We start from the raw sequence: 16,164 nt of genomic DNA on the forward strand, positions 1-16,164 counted from the left end.
TGCAGAAAGGATATCCGTTATGAAAATTGCCATCGCTTACGCGGACGGCGTGGTCGCTTCCGATCTCGGCGTCTGTCAGCAGTTTTTGATCGTCACCGCGGAAAACGGTCAGCCCACCGCCAAGGAGCTGGTTGACTGCCCGGGTGAGGGTCACATCCGTCTGCTCAGCTTTGTCGGCCACTACGCCGTTGACGTGCTCATCTGCGGCCAGCTGGGCATCGCATCGCGCAACGCGCTGGAAATGCTGGGCGTTCTGCTCGTCCCCGGTGTCACCGGCTCGGCAGAGGAAGCCGCTGCCAAGTTCCTGGTCGGCGAAAAGCAGGGCGACGACACCGTGCTGCGCATGTGCCGCGAGGAAGACCCCGACGACCCGATGGCCTGCATGCACGACTGTTCCAAGTGCGCAGGCTGCGGCCCGATCAAGGTCGATCTGGACAAGCTCGACCTGCCCGAGGTCAAGTAAATCTGTTTTTAAGACGCAAAAAGCCGAATCCGGTTGGATTCGGCTTTTTCTTTTGCGTAAATTCGCTCTTTTACCGTGCAGGCACGTACCATCGCGGCGGCTCACAGGGCGTAAAGCCGCGGAAGTCACGCGCCGCGCGGGCGTAGCTCATCTGCATCTGCTCGATAGCATTCGCGCCCAGCGATTCTGCCCACACAATCTGACGGATGGCACCGTATGCCGCCTCGTAGGCGAAGGCCTCCCAGAATTCCTGCGGCGGGTCGCCCATGAAATAGGCGTGAATCTGCCCGTTGACAAAGGCGGTCGAGCGCGGCACCGAGAAGGTCTGCGCACGCTGAAAATCCTGCCAGCGGTCACCGACCTGCCGGCGGTCGAAGTCCATGACCGCCAGCTTGCCGCCCGCTGTGAGCAGCAGGTTGCCGATGTGAAAATCACCGTGCAGACCGGCCAGTCGCTTGGGATAGGCGACGTGTTTTGCCACAAACATGACCGTCGCGTCGTCGCCCGCCATGCGGTGACGGCTGGCCAGATAGCGGAAGACCATGCGCTTGCGCGCTTCGACTTCGCCGTCGGCCTCGCGGCGCTCACCCGGCTCGAGCAGTACGCTGTGAATGGCGGCAAGCGCGCGGCCTGCCTCCTGTCCCAGACGATACTGTTCCTCCTCGGGCATGCCGATGAGCTCCTGGGTCAGCGGTTCACCCTCCACCCAGGTCAAAAGTTCGTATACCTTGCCCACGTGCAGGCCACAGTCCACCGGGCGCGGCATGGGAAAGCCCAGCGCCTGACAGCGCTGAATAAAGGCAAACTCGGCGTACTTGCGCCGGGTTTCCCGCTCGTCGGCTACGCGCAGCAGCAGGTGTTCCCCGCTGCGCGTCCAGACCTCGTACTTGCGGTCGCTGCCGTAGCCGCCCCGCACGGGCAGTACCTTGCGCCAATGCGCGGTTTCCGGGAAGGTGCGCAGCCATGCGCGTTCATTCGCTCCAATCGTCATGCACCCATCCCCCGCATCAGCACGTCTACCAGCGACTCGAGCGGTACCTCGCGTGCCTTGAACATGGTCGAAGTCAGCGATGCCAGCAGGGTAGCGACGACGATCGGGTCAATATCCGCCCGCAGTTCGCCTGCCTGCTGTGCGCGCACCACCTCGGCCTCGAGCAGTTCATACTGCTGTTCGGCATACTGGTGGGACATCTCCTCGAAAAAGGTCATCGAGCTGTCTTCCCGGAACAAAATCAGCAGTTTCTGCCCCATCTGTGCCAGCACGCTGGTCAGAAAACGCATGTAGCTGATCATCTTATCCCGAAACGCAATATTGCTGTGCAGAATGCCCGAGAGCTCGACAAACACGCGCTCGGCCATCTGTTCGCCAACCGCGGTCAGCAGGGCGTTTTTGGAGGGAAAGTATTCATAGATTGTCGATTTTCCGATGCCTGCGCGCACGGCAATGGCATCCATCCGGGCGTGTTCAAAGCCGTTGCGGCAGAATTCCTCGGCCGCTGCGGCTAAGATCGCCTGCCGACGACGGCCGCGGATATCATTTTTCTCCTCGGTCATGTCAGATCTCCTTTGTCTGGTTAGTATCTCGCGCCAGCCGGCGGGCATGACGCTCTGCGCTGCGCGTCCGGACATGCTCAATAAGGCTGTCAATGAGCGAATAATAAACCGGGGTAAATAGCAGCGTTACGATGGTGGACACCACCATACCGGTAATCATAACAATCGCCATCGGCCGCATCATCTCAGCGCCCTCGCCATTGGAGAATACCATGGGCAGCAGGCCGAGGACGGTGGTGAGCGTGGTCATCAGAACCGGACGCACACGGCGCGGGCAGGCGTTCAGGATTGCAGTGTCCTTATCCTCGCCGCGCTTGCGGCGGATGTTCATGTAGTCAATGAGGACGATGGACGAGTTGACCACCGTACCGGCCAGCATGATGACGCCGATGAAGGCCACCATGGAAATCTTGTTGCCGGTCAGCGGCAGGGTGAAGAGCGAGCCCAGCAGACCGATAGGCAGGATGGTCATGATGATGACCGGCATGACGAAGGACTCAAACTGGCTGGCAAGGACGAAGTATACCAGTCCCAGTGCGACGACCAGCGCATAAGCCAGCTGGGTGAAAGTGTTGATCATCTCTTCCATCTCGCCGCCGGTCTCGTAGGTGATGCCGTCGGGCAGTTCAAAGGTATCCAGAACGCCCTGTACTGCCTGGCTCATCTCGGCGGTCGACACGTTATCGGCTGCGCCGCCCGTGATGGTGACCGTACGGCTCTGGTTCAGACGGTTGATGCTCTGGGGTGCGAGTACAGTATCGACGTTCGCCACCAGCGACAGCGGCACCGAACCGCCGGTCTGGGTGGGAATCATGACGCTCTTGAGTGCGTCAATGCTGGTCTCGGCGCGGCTGTCACCGCGCACGGTGACCGTGATCTCCTCGCCGTTGACCTTGAGCTGGGTGGCCGTCTGACCGGACAGCTCACCACGCACGGCCTGGCCGATGGTTGCGGCTGTCAGTCCGAACCGCGATGCGTTGGCGCGATTAAGCGTAATCTCGACCTCGGGCACCTGCTCGGACGCTGAGGACGAAACCTCGATGGCACCCGGCAATGCAGCAAGCTGACCTGCCAGCTGCTCGGCGGTCTGGGACAGTTTATCATAGTCGTCGCCGCGCAGCGTCACCGAAATGGCGTCGCCGGTCATGGACGACATATCCATCGTGCCCGATGCCTCAACCGAGATCTCGGCACCTGCCAGATCCTGCATGTACGGTCTGAGATCGTCGGCAACCTGCTGTGATGTGCGGTCACGGTCGCTCTTATCGACCAGATTGACCGTGATGGACGCACTGTTTGCCGTGGACGTTGTGCTCATGGACGCGCCGCCGGTCGAGTAATAGATGCTCTCGATCTCGGGCACCTGCTCAAGCGCGATATCTACGGCGCGGTCGGCCATGGCCGACACGTCCTCAAGGTCGGAGCCGACCGGCATTTCAACGCCGATCGCTACCATGCTCTCGTCCATCTGCGGCATGAGTTCCACGCCTGCAATGGCGATCGAGCCCAGAAAGGCCACGATCATGGCACCCGAAATGATGATCGCTTTCTTGCGGTGGGTGATAAAGTGGGCAAGCAGTTCTTTGTACTTGCGCATGAGCGGCCGGTCTGCAATATCATGCCCGGTATCCGGCATGCGCATTCTGTGTTTGCCGCCGCGGTCGAGCAGTGCGTAACACAGGACGGGAACCAGTGTCAGGGCGATGAGCAGGGACGCGAGCAGCAGCGAACAGATGGTGATGCAGAACTCGCGGAACATCATGCCCGACAGACCGCCGGACAGGCCGATGGGCAGGAAAACGGCAACCGTTGTGAGGGTGGATGCCGAGATGGACAGCGCGACCTCCTTGGTGCCCTCAACACACGAAACAAAGCGGTCACAGCCGTCCGACCGGTAGTGAAAGATGTTTTCCAGTACGACGATCGAGTTATCCACGATCATGCCGACGCCCATGGCGATGCCGCCGAGCGACATCATGTTCATGGTGATGTCAAACACCTGCATGATGAGGAAAACCGAGATGATACAGATGGGCATGGACACCGAAATGACCGCGGTTGCGCCCAGATCACGCAGAAAGACAAACAGCACGATGGCTGCGAGCAGCACGCCAAAGACGATGTTCTGGACAACCGAGTCGACGGTCATGTTAATCATGTCACTCTGGTCCATGAGCAGCGACCAGTCCAGCGTAGGCTGGAGCGCGGTCACTTCGTTCAGTGCCTCCTTGGCACGCTCGGCCACCTGCAAGGTGTTGGTGTCCGACTGCTTATTGACCGAGATCGTGATACAGGGTTCACCGCCGATCTTGGCGATGGCGGTCTGCTCCTTGGGTGCGACGTAGACGTCTGCAACCTCGCTCAGGCGCACGGTGCCGCCGGTCGGCAGCAGAATCAGGGTGTTTGCAATGTCGCTGACCGAGCTGAATTCACCGTCCGCGCGCACCGAGAAGCTCTGATCGCCCGACTGCACTTCGCCTGCTGGCAGCGCGACGTTCTCAGCCGCCAGCATCTGTGCAATGTACGACACCGACAGGCCGTAGCCTGCCAAGCGGTCGGCATCGGTGTCAATGGCGATCTCGTTTTCGTAGCCGCCCGCGATATCGACCGAAGCCACGCCGTCGATGCGCTCGAGGGCGGGCTGGATGTCATCTTCCGCGATGGCCTGTAATTCGGCAAGGTCTGCGCCCTTGAGACCGACGGTCACGACCGGCATGGCATCGACATCGATGGTCATGGTCATGGGCGCGTCGGCATCCTCGGGCAAAAAGCCCTTGACGCGGTCAATGCGGTCACGCAGGTCGACCATGGCCTCGTCCATATCGGTGCCGTCGGCAAAGGTGACCATGACCATGGACGAGCCCTCGGACGAGAGCGACTGAATCTCGTCCATACCCGACACGCTCGCGCACGCCGACTCGATGGTCTTGGTGACCATGTTCTCGACCTCCTGCGGGCCTGCGTTCGAGTAGGTCGTGTACACGACCGCCATGGGCAGCTCGATATCAGGCATCAGGGCGAGCGGCAGCGAGGTAAAGCCCATGATGCCGAACACGACGATCAGCACATAGGCCATGATGGTTGTGACCTTATGTTTCAGACAAAAGTCTGCGATATTCATGGTGTATCCTCCCCGGAAACCACGCGGACGGCTGCGCCGTCGGACAGATAGCTCTGACCCTTGGTTACCAGTGTCTCACCACCGGTCAGACCGCCGGTAATCTCGGTCACGCCGTCACCGACCACGCCGGTCTGTACCGTGACCTTCTTTGCCGTGTCGTTTTCCACCACAAAGACGTACTGTTCGGCGCCGTCAGTCAGGATGGCATCCGAGGGCACGGTGACCGCATCCGGTCGGCGGTTGGTGTAGAACGTCACGTCGGCGAACGCGCCGATGGGGTAGGTCACGTCAGCCGGGGTGTACAGGCGCACTTCATAGAGTGCGGTCTGGGCGTTGGCCGCCGGGGCGATGGTCGCGATGGTGGCGGTAAACGGTTCGTCGGAGACCGCAGAGACGGTCACCTGTGCGCTGTCGCCCACCTTGAGCTGGCCGAGCAGGCTCTCGGACACCTGCACCGAAATGCGGGTGCGTCCGCCCTCTGCGATGACCACGGCCGGGCCGGACTGTGCCGCCATGCCGCCCTCAACAATATTGACCGCGGTAATCAGACCGTCACAGGGGGCGGTGACCGTACCGGCAGCCGCCTGCGTGCGAATCTGATTGAGCGACGACTCGATCTGCGCGAGCTGTGCCTTCTGGCTGGCACGCGCCTGCGAAACCGCCGAGCGCGCCTGCTCGAGCTGGTTATTGGCCTGATCGAGCTGCATTCTGGCCTGATCGAGCTCGACCTGCGAGGCCGCGCCGACGTTAAAGAGGGTCAGGGTGTTGTCGTAGTTGGTCTGCGCTGTGGTAACCGCGCTCTGCGCGATGGGCAGCGCCTTCTGTGCGTTCTGAATAGCCTCGTTGGTCAGCTGCTGGGTGGCGTTATAGCTCTCCTGCAAAGAGGCGTAAGAGCTGGTAATCTGGCTGGTATCGATCTGAAAGAGCAGCTGACCGGCCTTGACCGTATCACCCGCCTTGACCGGCAGGCTCTGCACGGTGCCGGCGATGGTGGGGACGATGGACACCGCAGAGTCCGCGATGACCTGACCGGACACCATGTTCTCATTGGCAAGGTCGGTGCGCTCGACCGTCTGGGTCTCGACCGCCGTACCCTGCTCCTCGACCTGTGCGGTCTCTGCGGCCTGCTCGCTGTCACCGCCGCAGGCGCTCAGGCCAAACAGGGTCAGGCAGGCCAGCAGGCCAGCCGTAAATCGTCTTGCGTTCATGTATTACATTCCTCCTGTGGTGGTCAAAACGCCCTCGCATGCCCACTGATACTGCATGTAGGCCGAGAACAGGTCGATCTGTGCGAGTTTTACGTTGGACTCTGCGACCGCCTGATTGACCTGCGCCTGAATATAGGTATTGCGCGAGATGGTTCCCAGGTCGTACTTGAGTTTTTCGGTCTGCGTGACCTCATTCTGGTATTCAAACGCCTCGTAAGCGACCGACAGCAGGCGGTTCTTCTCATAAACCGCGCGGAACAGCTTGGTGAAGTTCTGCTCGAAGTTGTCCTCTGCCGACTCCAGCTTGTACTCAGCTGCGCGAATCTGCTCCTCGCGTCCGTCGGTGTCGCGGTCGAGGTCTTCGGCCTCCTCAACTGCCTGCTCTGCGGCGTAGATGTCATAGCTCTTTTCTTTGCCGCGCTCCATGTCGGCGTCCAGGTCTAAAAGCGCCAGCATATCGGGCGTGACAGCCGGAATGGTGTCCAGCATGTAGCTGCGCGACGGCTCGCGGCCGAGCATGACGCTCAGGTCTTCCTTGGCGTTGCGCAGGGTCAGGTACAGGCTCTGAATGGCGCTGTCGGTCTGGGTCTTGGCCAGACGCGCCTGGTCGAGCTGCTGCTGCGAGATCTGACCGAGCTGGAAACGGGTTTGCATCTCGTTATAGGTCACGTTGGTCAGGTCGGACTGCTGGACGGTGACGATATAGTTCTGCTGAATGGTCATCAGACCGGCATAGGTCGCCTGTGCCGCCATGACCAGCTGGTTTTCGATCGACTCGAACTGCTTTTCGTAGGGTTCATAGTCGGTGTTTTCCAGTTCTTCCAGCTGGGATTCCAGCTGTGCGAGCTGGGTCTGCATCTGGGCAATATTGTTTTGCAGCAGAACAACGGTTGCGCTGCCCACCGTGACCGTTGCCGCACCGTTCTGCACGGTCGGGTCGACCGTGGTCAGCGAGGACGACACGCTGTTTGCCAGCTGCTGCATGCCTGCAATGGCCTGCTCCATGCCGTCAATCGCGGCTTCCATGTCGTCGATGGCCGCGTCCAGATCGACCGCCTCGATGCTCGCCAGCGTCTCGCGGTTGGCTAAGACCGTCTTGTTCTGGTTGCGCACCAGCTCCTCGATCTGATTATAATACAGCATTTCAGCGTTTGCGATCTCAGGGTCTTGCTGCTGGAGGTAATAGGTCGCCTCCTCGGCCGAAAAGCCCAGCCAGTAGGTCGGGTAAACGTCGCCTGTGTTGGTGGTCACGGTACCCGGCGTGCCCGGTGCCTGACCGGTGCCCGGAATATGGTAATAGTCGTTTGTGGTCGAGCTGTTCGGTGTGGTGGTCGTCGTGGTCGTCGGTGCGGTCGGCGTGGTGACGGCACTCGCGTTCGGGTCCAGCCAGGACGGGATCTGGTTGCCGGATACAGACCCTGTGGTCGTCTGCGCGGTCTGGCCGGTGGGCACGGTCACCGCACCCGCATTCGGGTCGAGCCATGCCGGAATCTGACTATCTGCCCACGCTGCCTGTGCCGCCGGGCCGACAAGCATCGTACCGGCCAGCGCTGCCGCGCAAAGTTGTTTTTTCATAAATCGTCCTCTCTCACTTTCCTCACAAGTGAATGCTAAAATCCCCCGACCGACCAGTCGGTCGGATATCGTTTTTATTATACGCCAACCCGCTGTGCGCCGTCAATCGAAACGGTGTCCATGTTCACACAAAAGACACAAAACTTCTGCGCTCTCTTTTTATATGCGGTAGGAAAGGCAAAAAAGACCGCCCCGATCGGCGGCCTTTCCATCAAATTACAGCAGCTCACGCGAAATAATACTGGTACGCACGTGCATGATGGTCTCGGTTGGTTTTCTGCGGCGTGCCAGAAGCTCGTAGAGCACCTCGACCGCGCGCCGTGCCTGTCCGGAAAAGTCCTGATCGACAATGAAGTCCACCCGTCCATCGGCCAGGTACTCCCGGGCGTACGGGGTCAGGTCGTTGCACACGACGTGGATGGGCTGGGGCGCGCGCGCACGCGCCAGAGCATCCATGCAGCCCTTGACGCTCTCGTTCGCCATATAAATGGCGCGCAGGCGCGGATTGCGGCGCACCTCGCGCAGTACGCCGTCGTAGGTCAGGTCATAGCGCTCGATACACTCGATGACGTGGGCATGACCGATGTCACCCTCAAGCTCATACAAACGTTCCAGAAAGCCGTCGACGCGCAGGCGGTGGGCGGTGAACTCACGGTTGCCGCACACGATCAGCACGTCGCCGCCTGCCAGCATGGGAACCAGCAGTCCGGCGGCCACGCGGCCGGATTTGACCAGATCCTGACCGATGTGGCACACGCGCGCCGAGTCGGGCACGTCGGAATTACAGGTCACGACCGGGATACCCATTGCGGTCAGGCGGTCGATCTCCTGTGCCATGGGCATGGTATCGGCTGCGTTGAGCACCAGTCCGGCAATTTTGGACTCTTCCAGCGCGTTGATGCAGGTGCAATACTCGTGGTTCGACCGTCCGGTCAGCTCACGAATTTCCACCCGGAAGCTAGGGTCACCGATGCGCCGCAAGGCGGCCTGGATGCCCCGCCGCGTCTGGCGGGTATAATAGTCGCCCCAACCCGGAATCACAAACCCGATCGTCGTGCCATGCCGTGCGGGCTGCGCCTGCCGTCTCTGTGCCGGGGTGCGGTAGCCCAGTTCATCAATCGCCTGCTGCACACGCGCGCGCACCTCGGGCGCAACATTTGCACGGCCATTGACCACGCGGTCGACCGTGCCGCGCGATACACCGCACTTGTCGGCAATCATCTGCGATGTGATTTTCATGGGCATTCCTCCTGCTTTGCCGGTGTTCCATCTGTTACCATCCTATCACGGCGTGCCCGCCCACACAAGTATGCCCAATCGATTTTTACGTTTTGAACAATGCACACCGACTCCCCTCACAATCACCGTCATAAAATTGCGCAAAATACATAAAAGAATTGCTGTCATTTATACATATCGCTAAAATTAGCCATGCGTACTTGCCGCTCGTCCATGCATGTTTTATAATATATCCAGTACGTTAAATTGTTCTTATTTCGGGTGCAAACCCGTTCGAACAAGTGTAAAGGAGATATGTATTATGGCAAATTTACGCATTGGCGTCGTCGGCTGCGGCCGAATCGGCAAATTGCACATCGACAACCTGATGGGTGCTGTTCCGGGCGTTGAGGTTATCGCTGTTGCTGACCCCATGATCGACAAGTCCGGCGCACGTGACTGGTGTGCTGCTCGCGGCATCACCAACGTTTCCGCTGACTACATGGACGTCATCAACAACAAGGACGTAGACGCTGTGTTCGTTTGCTCCTCCACCGACACTCACTCTGTCATCTCCCTGGCTGCTGTCAACGCTGGCAAGCACGTTTTCTGCGAGAAGCCGGTTGACTACGATGTAGACAAGATCAAGGCTGTTATGGCTGCTGTTGAGGAAAAGGGCGTTAAGTTCCAGGTTGGCTTCAACCGCCGCTTCGACCACAACCATAAGGCTGTTGCTGACGCTGTTAAGTCCGGCAAGATCGGCGATCCCCACATCGTTATCGTTTCTTCCCGTGACCCCGAGCCGCCCCCGGCTTCCTACGTTGCTGTTTCCGGCGGTATCTTCTACGATATGATGATCCACGACTTCGACATGGTTCGCTACGTAACCGGTTCTGAGGCTGTTGAGATCTCCGCTGTTGGTTCCTGCCTGGTTAACCCCAAGCTGCAGGAAGAGTCCGGCATCCCGGACGTTGACACCGCTGTTGTTACCATGAAGATGGCTAACGGCTGCATCGCTGTCATCAACAACTCCCGTCAGGCTGTTTACGGCTACGACCAGCGCGTCGAGGTATTCGGCTCCAAGGGTATGGCTTCCGACGGCAACGATCTGCTCAACACCGCTACCATCATGACCGTTGACGGTGCGCACTCCGAGAAGCCCCTGTGGTTCTTCCTCGAGCGCTACAACCAGGCGTTCATCGAGCAGGTCAAGTACTTCGTTGACTCGGTTGTTAACGACAAGCCGGTTGTCGTTGGTGCAATCGACGGTCTGCGCCCGGTTTACATGGCTCAGGCTGCTACCGAGTCCTGCCGCAACGGTGGCGTTTACGTCAAGGTTCCGCAGTAATCGATCCTTTCCCGTGCATCAATCTAAAAGCGCTGTCCTTCGGGACGGCGCTTTTTTTCATCCGTGTGTGAGAAAAATTTTTTGATTTCTCTTGAACCGACCTTGCTTTCTGCGGCTCTATTATGCAGAATAAGCAAGAAAGGAGTGAAAAGCCCCATGGCTTACAGTATACCCGCCGAAGGGCTTCCCGCGATCGTGCCCGACTTCGACACCCTGTTCGAAACCTACCAGACCGAGGCGCTGCGCGCGGCTTACCTCATCTGCGGAAACCGGACGGATGCCGAGGACGTGGTACAGGATACCTTTGTCAAGTGCTACGAGTCCATGCACCAGCTGCACGATCCCACCCGGGTCAAGGCGTGGCTGTTCCGCATCCTGACCCGCACCGCATGGCACACCTGCCAGAAGCACCGCCGCGAACTGCCGGTCGAGAACCTGTACGACAGTCAGGAACCCACCGACGAGGACGCATCCGCACCGCTTCTGCGTGCCGATCGTGCGCGTGCGGTCGCACGGGCGCTTCAGTCGCTCGAACCCAAGCAGCGCACCACCGCTGTGCTCTACTACTACAACGACATGTCGGTACGCGAGATCGCGCAGGCAATGGGCTGTTTTGAAGGTACGGTCAAATCCCGTCTCTATCACGCACGTCAACACTTAAAAGAATCTTTGGAGGTTGAGTTCGATGAAATTTGATGAATATATGCACGATTCGATGAAGGAAATCGCACAGGACGTTCAGCCTGACCCCAGAATGCGCGCACGCGTCATGAACGCCGTACAGATTGAGCGTACCAAGTCCCGTCCGCGCCGTATGCGCTTTGCCGTTGTGGCCGCTGCGATGGTCTGTGTTCTGATTGGCGGTGCATTCGCAGCCGGTCCGATCGTCGGTTTGGCATCCAGCATGAACCTCAATCAGATGTCCACTTCGCTGGATGACGAGGCCAAGGTCGAAAAGGATGCCGGTTTCACCGTCCGTCTGCCCGAGACGCTGAACGGTGCTTCGTTTGACAACATGGTTGCGCAGCCGGTTGATGCCATCGATGCCGACGGCAACACTGTTTACAGCTATCAGGAGTTCTACGCATCCTATCGCGACGGCGCGACCCAGCCGTTTATGACGGTCATCAAGAGCGAATACGACAGCGATGAGGGCGTGAGTGACAAGACCATCGTGGATACCCGTGAGGTAGATGGCATCACCATGACCTATCGCGAGATCCCGACCATTACTCTGCCGCCTACGAAGGACGCAAAGCCGACCGCGGAAGAGCAGGCTGCAGCTGATCGCGGAGAAATGTTTATCTCTTACGGTTCGGATACCCGTGAAGACGGTGTTTATCATGTGGTTGATTGGGATGAAGATGATCTGCATTATTCGATTAACGCGAATGATGGCGATTGGACGGCAGATGACTTCTTTGCAGCTGCGGAAGATGTTTTGAACACGGAAAAATAAAGCACCGCACCCCAGCTCGGGATTCTCAAGGGACGAGTCCCTTGAGCCCGTCCAGGTGGAACCTGGTCGAGCCCGCAGGCTCGAAAAACCCCTTTGATTCCCGGTGTCCGACCCGGGAATCAATCAAAACAAACAAAAAAAGGAAAGACCGTCCTTTGGGACGATCTTTCCTAATGAGCGCACTTTGTGCGCGAAGCATTGCGCCGTCTGCGGACGGCGCTTTTTTCTTATTTTTTGGTTGATTTTCGCAAAAGCGAAAATCAAAAGGGGATTCCGTGTCCTGCGGGACACGGCTCAGGGCTCTGCCCTGAGAACCCGCAAGCCTTTCGAGAAAGGCTTGAGCGAAAGCTTCAATTTGGGGTGCGTCACTCGAACTTTTTGCCCTGCCAACTATCCCGTCTCGTAAGTTCCTGATCGATTGCGTTGAGCACGTCACGTTTACGTTTGGTCCACATCGGGCCAAGCACGTCCTGTGCGGGGCCATCGCCGGTCAATCGGCCGATCACGGTCGTCATAGGCAAACGTTCCAACTGGTCGCAAGTCACCGCGACATATTCCTCCCGTGTGAGCAAGGGAAAGTCCATTTGTGCCAATCTTGTGCCTTTCAAAACGTGCAAAGCGTGGATTTTGACACCATTCGGGTACATGTGTCCGATCACATGTGCACTTTCGCGCATATCGTCGAGGGATTCCCCGGGCAAGCCGTTGATGAGGTGTACCCAAGTGCAGATTCCGCGCTTTTTGAGTCTGTCATAACCTTTACAAAACTGGTCAAAGGTCTCACAGCGGTTCATAGCCTGCAAGGTACGGTCATGGACGGTTTGCAGGCCAAGTTCGACGGTCAAGTCGGTTTTCTCGGCATATTCTGCCAGCAAATCGGCTGTCCGCTCGTCGATGCAGTCGGCGCGGGTACCGATGACCAGTCCTGCCGCGCCCGGCAGGGCAAGTGCGCAGTCGTACTGCTCCCGCAGTGTCTCAACCGGTGCGTATGTGCCGGAAAATGCCTGAAAATACGGCTGATACCGTGCATCCTTCCACTTTCCCTGCACTTTCTCGATCCCCGCGCGATATTGTTCCTCCAAAGACGGCAAAGCGGCGATCTGGTCGCCGCTGCCGCGCCCCGAACAAAAGGCGCATCCACCTATGCCCAGTTTACCGTCCCGGTTGGGACAGGTAAACCCACCGTCGAGCGGCACGCGCACCACGCGTCCGCCTTTTCGGTGCTTTAAAAAGTAAGCATAAGTATAGTATCGTTTGTTATCGTCGCTGTACGGGAATCCACTCATGCCGGCAGCTCGGGTACCAGCGTCCAATGGATGCACCAGTCGTTCGCCTGCTCATGGTTTGCGTGGTTGCCTGCAACCGGATCGTCGATCTCCGGGGTGACGTCGTAAGTGATCATGGGGTCATTGACCGGGTACGAACCCTTGCCGCTGAACTTATCGGTCATGGTCACGCTCGCGGTGTTGGTCACCTTCCAGCTGTCGCCGTCCTTCTCGACCAGTCCCAGCGTGAACGGTACGCTGGCATCCTCGGCGGTATTCGCCCAGATGACAACGACCTTGCCCTCACGGGCTTCGATCTGCTTGACGACTTCCTGACTTTCCTTGGTCGCTGCCTGTACGGCTTCGTCCTGTGTGGTGTAGCTTGCCGACGCGGCATCTTCCTTGCTATCGCCCGAGCCGCCGCAGCCGCTGAGCATCATTCCCATCGTGAGCATGCTCACAGCCGCAAGTACTGCGGCAAACAGTCTCTTCAGTTTCATGTTTGGATCTCTCCTTTTCACAATTTGTTTACATTTTACCATCAAAAAAGCGCCGCGTCCCCGCAGCGCTTTTGTTGACTTGTCCGGTTTACTTGGTGCCGAAAATGCGGTCGCCCGCGTCGCCGAGACCGGGTACGATGTAGCCGTGCTCATTGAGTTCGGGATCGATTGCTGCGGTAAAGATTTCGACATCGGGGTGTTCCTTCTGTACAACGTCCAGACCTTCCTGGGTGGACAGCAGGCACATGAGCTTAATGTGCTTAACACCACGCTTCTTCAGTGCGGAAATCGCCTCTGCCGCAGAGCCGCCGGTTGCGACCATGGGATCGATGACGATGACATCACGCTCTGCGATATCGACCGGCAGTTTTGCGTAATACTCGACCGGCTTGAGGGTATCGGGATCACGATACAGGCCGAGGTGGCCGACCTTTGCTGCCGGGATCAGCTCGAGCATGCCGTCGATCATACCCAGACCTGCACGCAGGATGGGCACAAATGCGATCTTCTTACCCGAGATCACGCGTGCCTTTGCGTGTGCCAGCGGGGTCTCGATGTTGATCTCCTTGAGCGGCAGATCGCGGGTCGCCTCATAGCACATGAGCATTGCGATCTCGCGGGTCGCCTCGCGGAATTCCTTAACGCCGGTCTGGCGGTCGCGCATCAGGCTGAGCTTATGCAGGATCAGCGGGTGATCCATAACATGAATCTGTGCCATACGTTCTTAACTCCTTTAATTTATCCGGGGTTGTATTACTTGCTGTGCTTGGCCTCGATCGCGTGGATTTTCTCGATGCGACCCAGATGACGGCCGCCTTCCAGCTCGCCCTCGAGCCAGACCTCAACCATCTCTGCCGCTTCACCAGGTCCGGTGATGCGCTCGCCCAGGCACAGAATGTTTGCGTCGTTGTGCAGACGGCAGTACTTTGCAGCGAAATGCGACTGGCAGGCTGCGGCACGGATGCCGGGAACCTTGTTTGCCGCGATCGAAATACCGATGCCCGAACCGCAGATCAGAATACCGCGCTCGTGCTTGCCTGCAACGATTGCGTTTGCAACCGCCTCAGCGGCATCCGGGTAATCGTAACGCTCAGTCGAGTAGCAGCCGTAGTCGGTGAACTCGTACTTGTCCTTGAGCATTTCCATAAGCTTGACCTTGAGGGCATAACCTGCGTGGTCGTTACCAATTGCAATGGTCATTTGTTTGTACCTCCGTTCAATTTTCGATCCCGCATCTGTTCGGCCTGCGGCTTGCGCAGGTAGACTGCGTCGAGCCTTTGCGCGTCGACTGCCTTTCCGTCGCGGAAGGCTTGCAGCGCTGCCATCGCCACGCCGTACGCACCGGGATAAATGAGGTGCGTGGGTGCGAGCACCAGATGGGGACAAATTTCGGTAAGTTTAGTATAGCACAAATACGCGCCATCTCCAACCAGAATTTCACCATCTTGTCCAATTTCCTCGCCCAGTGCCTGGATGGTCAGGGCGCGGTCGGGCGTCAGGCGTTCGGGTGCGCCGACGCCATTTAAACGGAATCTGGCGTTATACACCTGTCCAGCGCGCGCGTCCATCACACACGACACCGTACCGGTCATACCGGTCAGGTTCCAGGCCATCGCCTCGAGCGTGGACACGCCCACGCAGGGCAGGCCGGTGCCCATCGCAAGACCCTTGACCGTCGCCACACCGATGCGAATGCCGGTGAACGAACCCGGGCCGGATGCAACGGCGAAGCCGTCCAGCTCCTTCGGGGTCAAACCTACATTAGAAAGCAGCTGCTCGGCCATGGGCAGCAGCGTGCGGCTGTGGGTCAGGCCGCAATTTTGAAAAGCCGACGCGACGACCTTCTCGCCGTCGGTCAGGCACACGGCAGCAGACACCGCCGATGACTCAAAGCTCAGTAGTTTCATGGATTTCCTCGATTTCAAGCAAACGGTCGTCGGGCTGCTCGCCGTAGGTCAAGCGCACCGACTTATGGTGCGCGGGCAGCAGTCCGCCCGCATTTTCGCTCCACTCAATGAGCAAAATGCGCGTACCGTCCAGGTATTCCTCAAAGCCCAGCTCAAACAGGGCTTCCTCGTCCAGGATACGGTACAGGTCGAAGTGCACGACCGTGCCGTCCGGTGCGCTGTATTCGTTTGCGATGGCGAAGGTCGGACTGGTGACCCGGCCCGGATAGCCCAGACCGCGCAGCACCCCGCGCGCAAACGCCGTCTTACCCGCGCCCAGATCGCCGTCCAGCGTGACCACGTCGCCCGGTCGGAGCGTCTTGGCAAAATCTGCGCCAGCCTGCTCGGTCTGCTCGGGGGAATGGGTGATGATCTGCATAAAAGAACCTCGTATCCTTTCGATGATAACTTATATTTTATCATACCACACAGGCCGGAAATTGACAAACCCCAATCTTGTCCCACTGGGCATTGCGTTCACTCTGGCCGCGTGCTATGATGGAATTG

16 protein-coding genes are annotated in these 16,164 nt (G+C 58.7%); 4 read left to right on the forward strand and 12 right to left on the reverse strand.

The window, feature by feature from the left end; translation table 11 throughout:
• The first annotated feature begins 19 nt into the window (after positions 1 to 19).
• Positions 20 to 463, forward strand: coding sequence for a NifB/NifX family molybdenum-iron cluster-binding protein (locus B5F17_RS06940; RefSeq protein ID WP_016149036.1), 444 nt, complete (start codon positions 20 to 22; stop codon positions 461 to 463).
• 70 nt (positions 464 to 533) lie between these two features.
• On the opposite strand, the gene B5F17_RS06945 is transcribed toward B5F17_RS06940, so the two are convergent.
• The 6 genes from B5F17_RS06945 to B5F17_RS06970 all read right to left on the reverse strand — a co-directional run bounded on the left by B5F17_RS06945 (position 534) and on the right by B5F17_RS06970 (position 9,160).
• The gene (locus B5F17_RS06945; protein ID WP_087372299.1) at positions 534 to 1,454 is read right to left on the reverse strand and encodes a phosphotransferase family protein; all 921 of its coding nucleotides are present in this window, start codon (positions 1,452 to 1,454) and stop codon (positions 534 to 536) included.
• Entirely contained in the window at positions 1,451 to 2,017 is a 567-nt protein-coding gene (locus B5F17_RS06950) for a TetR/AcrR family transcriptional regulator (RefSeq protein ID WP_016149034.1), read from the reverse strand. The genes B5F17_RS06945 and B5F17_RS06950 overlap by 4 nt, the downstream gene beginning before the upstream one ends.
• A 1-nt stretch (position 2,018) precedes the next feature.
• A complete protein-coding gene (locus B5F17_RS06955) occupies positions 2,019 to 5,138 on the reverse strand; it encodes an efflux RND transporter permease subunit (protein WP_087372306.1) in 3,120 nt (1,039 codons plus the stop codon).
• Complete coding sequence (locus B5F17_RS06960; RefSeq protein WP_087372310.1) at positions 5,135 to 6,346, reverse strand: efflux RND transporter periplasmic adaptor subunit; 1,212 nt, start codon at positions 6,344 to 6,346, stop codon at positions 5,135 to 5,137. Before B5F17_RS06960 ends, B5F17_RS06955 begins: the two co-directional genes overlap by 4 nt.
• 3 nt (positions 6,347 to 6,349) lie before the next feature.
• A complete protein-coding gene (locus B5F17_RS06965; RefSeq protein ID WP_087372313.1) occupies positions 6,350 to 7,921 on the reverse strand; it encodes a TolC family protein in 1,572 nt (523 codons plus the stop codon).
• Between the two features lie 216 nt (positions 7,922 to 8,137).
• The gene (locus B5F17_RS06970; protein ID WP_016149030.1) at positions 8,138 to 9,160 is read right to left on the reverse strand and encodes a LacI family DNA-binding transcriptional regulator; all 1,023 of its coding nucleotides are present in this window, start codon (positions 9,158 to 9,160) and stop codon (positions 8,138 to 8,140) included.
• Positions 9,161 to 9,461: 301 nt separating this feature from the next.
• Here B5F17_RS06970 and iolG point away from each other — a divergent pair, with 301 nt between their 5' ends.
• From iolG to B5F17_RS06985, 3 genes are all read left to right on the forward strand, one after another.
• The gene (gene iolG, locus B5F17_RS06975) at positions 9,462 to 10,487 is read left to right on the forward strand and encodes an inositol 2-dehydrogenase (protein WP_016149029.1); all 1,026 of its coding nucleotides are present in this window, start codon (positions 9,462 to 9,464) and stop codon (positions 10,485 to 10,487) included.
• A 156-nt stretch (positions 10,488 to 10,643) separates the two neighbouring features.
• Entirely contained in the window at positions 10,644 to 11,183 is a 540-nt protein-coding gene (locus tag B5F17_RS06980; protein ID WP_087372316.1) for an RNA polymerase sigma factor, read from the forward strand.
• Complete coding sequence (locus B5F17_RS06985) at positions 11,173 to 11,946, forward strand: hypothetical protein (protein ID WP_087372319.1); 774 nt, start codon at positions 11,173 to 11,175, stop codon at positions 11,944 to 11,946. The genes B5F17_RS06980 and B5F17_RS06985 overlap by 11 nt, the downstream gene beginning before the upstream one ends.
• Before the next feature lie 365 nt (positions 11,947 to 12,311).
• Here the strand turns inward: B5F17_RS06985 and B5F17_RS06990 are convergent, their stop codons facing one another.
• From B5F17_RS06990 to tsaE, 6 genes are all read right to left on the reverse strand, one after another.
• Positions 12,312 to 13,268 carry a tRNA modification radical SAM protein MnmL/YtqA gene (locus B5F17_RS06990; protein WP_242968721.1) on the reverse strand — a complete coding sequence of 319 codons (957 nt, stop codon included), beginning with the start codon at positions 13,266 to 13,268 and terminating at the stop codon, positions 12,312 to 12,314.
• On the reverse strand, positions 13,229 to 13,711 hold the full coding sequence (locus tag B5F17_RS06995; RefSeq protein WP_016149025.1) for a hypothetical protein: 483 nt from the start codon (positions 13,709 to 13,711) through the stop codon (positions 13,229 to 13,231). Before B5F17_RS06995 ends, B5F17_RS06990 begins: the two co-directional genes overlap by 40 nt.
• An 88-nt stretch (positions 13,712 to 13,799) precedes the next feature.
• Entirely contained in the window at positions 13,800 to 14,429 is a 630-nt protein-coding gene (gene upp / locus B5F17_RS07000; protein ID WP_016149024.1) for a uracil phosphoribosyltransferase, read from the reverse strand.
• Positions 14,430 to 14,464: 35 nt separating this feature from the next.
• Positions 14,465 to 14,911, reverse strand: coding sequence for a ribose 5-phosphate isomerase B (gene rpiB, locus B5F17_RS07005; protein ID WP_016149023.1), 447 nt, complete (start codon positions 14,909 to 14,911; stop codon positions 14,465 to 14,467).
• The gene (gene tsaB, locus B5F17_RS07010; protein ID WP_016149022.1) at positions 14,908 to 15,618 is read right to left on the reverse strand and encodes a tRNA (adenosine(37)-N6)-threonylcarbamoyltransferase complex dimerization subunit type 1 TsaB; all 711 of its coding nucleotides are present in this window, start codon (positions 15,616 to 15,618) and stop codon (positions 14,908 to 14,910) included. Before tsaB ends, rpiB begins: the two co-directional genes overlap by 4 nt.
• Positions 15,599 to 16,036: a tRNA (adenosine(37)-N6)-threonylcarbamoyltransferase complex ATPase subunit type 1 TsaE gene (gene tsaE, locus B5F17_RS07015; RefSeq protein WP_087372325.1), complete on the reverse strand. Its 438-nt coding sequence runs from the start codon at positions 16,034 to 16,036 to the stop codon at positions 15,599 to 15,601. The genes tsaB and tsaE overlap by 20 nt, the downstream gene beginning before the upstream one ends.
• Between the last annotated feature and the right edge of the window lie 128 nt (positions 16,037 to 16,164).

The organism is Butyricicoccus pullicaecorum, from assembly GCF_002160355.1.
Taxonomy (GTDB): Bacteria; Bacillota; Clostridia; order Oscillospirales; family Butyricicoccaceae; genus Butyricicoccus; species Butyricicoccus pullicaecorum.